Consider the following 1,907-nt stretch of genomic DNA (forward strand, 5'->3'; position numbering starts at 1 on the left):
CACGCTTAAAAATAATAAAAGCAGACTTGACCTGATAGTTTGGCTGTGAGCAATTATGTGCTTAGTGCATCTAACGCCGGAGTTAAGCCGCCGCGCGTAGCGCGGTCGGCTTGAACGAATTGTTAGACATCATTTACCAACTGACTTGATGATCTCGCCTTTCACAAAGCGAATAAATTCTTCCAAGTGATCTGCGCGTGAGGCCAAGTGATCTTCTTTTTGTCCCAGATAAGCTTGCTTAGCTTCAAGTAAGACGGGCTGATACTGGGCAGGTAGGCGTTTTATTGCCCAGTCGGCAGCGACATCCTTCGGCGCGATTTTGCCGGTTATTGCGCTGTACCAAATGCGGGACAACGTAAGCACTACATTTCGCTCATCGCCGGCCCAGTCGGGCTGCGAGTTCCATAGCTTCAAGGTTTCCCTCAGCGCCTCGAATAGATCCTGTTCAGGAACCGGGTCAAAGAATTCCTCCGCTGCCGGACCTACCAAGGCAACGCTATGTTCTCTTGCTTTTGTAAGCAGGATAGCTAGATCAATGTCGATCATGGCTGGCTCGAAGATACCCGCAAGAATGTCATTGCGCTGCCATTCTCCAAATTGCAGCTCGCGCTTAGCCGGATAACGCCACGGGATGATGTCGTCATGCACGACAAGGGTGACTTCTATAGCGCGGAGCGTCTCGCTCTCGCCAGGGAAAGCCGAAGCCTCCATAAGGTCATTGAGCAATGCTCGCCGCGTCGTTTCATCAAGCTTTACGGCCACAGTAACCAACAAATCAATATCGCTGTATGGCTTCAGGCCGCCATCCACTGCGGAGCCGTACAAATGCACGGCCAGCAACGTTGATTCCAGATGGCGCTCAATGACGCTTAGCACCTCTGATAGTTGGTTCGAAATTTCGATGGTCACCGCTTCCCTCATGATGTCTAACGGGCGAGGTAAGCCGACCGCAGAATGCGGGTCGGCTTGACCGAAATGTTAGAACCAGAAGCCAAAACGGATAACTTGAATTTGGCGACGGGCGCTAACCGTGAAAAAACGCTGCGCCACCGAGGCGGCACAGCACTGCAAAAACGATAGCTGCTTGCGCTTGCTACGCAAGGGCTAGAGGCCAAAAAGACTGAAAACCTGCGCAGCCCATGCAGGCGAAGCCCGGAAAAAAGGCAAAACAGGCACTGAATAACGCCTGAAAAGCTAAATGCCGTTTGAATAAACATGAGCTAAATAAAGCTGGGTTTCAGTGGTGCTAACGTTGGACGTAACGAGAGCCGGAGCGCAGCGGAGGGAACCAAAATGCGCAGCATTTTGGCGTCCCGTTGACGGAATGGTTAGCCGTTTCGACGCGCATAAACGGAGTGGGTGTACGGAATTACAGCTTGAATGGTTTCGGTTGAGACAAGCTCGAATTCTGTTTCGTTGAGCATTGGGAAGAAGGCGTCACCCTCGAAGGTTTGATGTACCTCAGATAGAAACACGCCGTGGGCGTGAGGTAGTGCCAGAGTGTATATCTCAGCTCCGCCCGCGACGTAGAGTTCATTGCCGAGTTCGGATGCCAAAGCGATAGCGTGCGACAGCGTTGAAACAACTACGCAGCCAGTGGCGCGGTAGTTAGCTTGGCGTGAGATTACCAATGTGTGACGGTTCGGTAGAGGCTTGCCGATAGACTCAAAGGTCTTTCGCCCCATGACAACGACTTTTCCCTCAGTGAGTCTGCGAAAAATCTTCTGCTCACCCGGAATTTTCCAGGGGATATTAGGACCATTGCCAATAACCCGATTGGCTCCCATCGCAGCAACGAGATAAATGCGTACTGATTCCGAGTTCATATGGCTAACTTTGTTTTAGGGCGACTGCCCTGCTGCGTAACATCGTTGCTGCTCCATAACATCAAACATCGACCCACGGCG

2 protein-coding genes and 1 pseudogene are annotated in these 1,907 nt (G+C 51.7%); all 3 read right to left on the reverse strand.

All coding sequences use genetic code 11. The features are described 5' to 3' along the window. Positions 1-82: 82 nt before the first annotated feature. Positions 83-921: pseudogene (locus ABN212_RS18630) on the reverse strand (AadA family aminoglycoside 3''-O-nucleotidyltransferase). 5 nt (positions 922-926) lie between these two features. Next, a complete protein-coding gene (locus ABN212_RS18635) occupies positions 927-1,217 on the reverse strand; it encodes a DUF1010 domain-containing protein (RefSeq protein WP_001336345.1) in 291 nt (96 codons plus the stop codon). Between the two features lie 111 nt (positions 1,218-1,328). Beyond that, positions 1,329-1,826: a trimethoprim-resistant dihydrofolate reductase DfrA12 gene (gene dfrA12 / locus ABN212_RS18640; RefSeq protein ID WP_001083725.1), complete on the reverse strand. Its 498-nt coding sequence runs from the start codon at positions 1,824-1,826 to the stop codon at positions 1,329-1,331. Between the last annotated feature and the right edge of the window lie 81 nt (positions 1,827-1,907).

The organism is Proteus genomosp. 6, assembly GCF_040139785.1.
Lineage (GTDB): Bacteria > Pseudomonadota > Gammaproteobacteria > Enterobacterales > Enterobacteriaceae > Proteus.

What these genes read in the sequence shown, in the direction of transcription:
- ABN212_RS18635 (WP_001336345.1), bottom strand. Translation starts at nt 1,217, where the DNA reads ATGTTTATTCAAACGGCATTTAGCTTTTCAGGCGTTATTCAGTGCCTG.
- dfrA12 (WP_001083725.1), bottom strand. Translation starts at nt 1,826, where the DNA reads ATGAACTCGGAATCAGTACGCATTTATCTCGTTGCTGCGATGGGAGCC.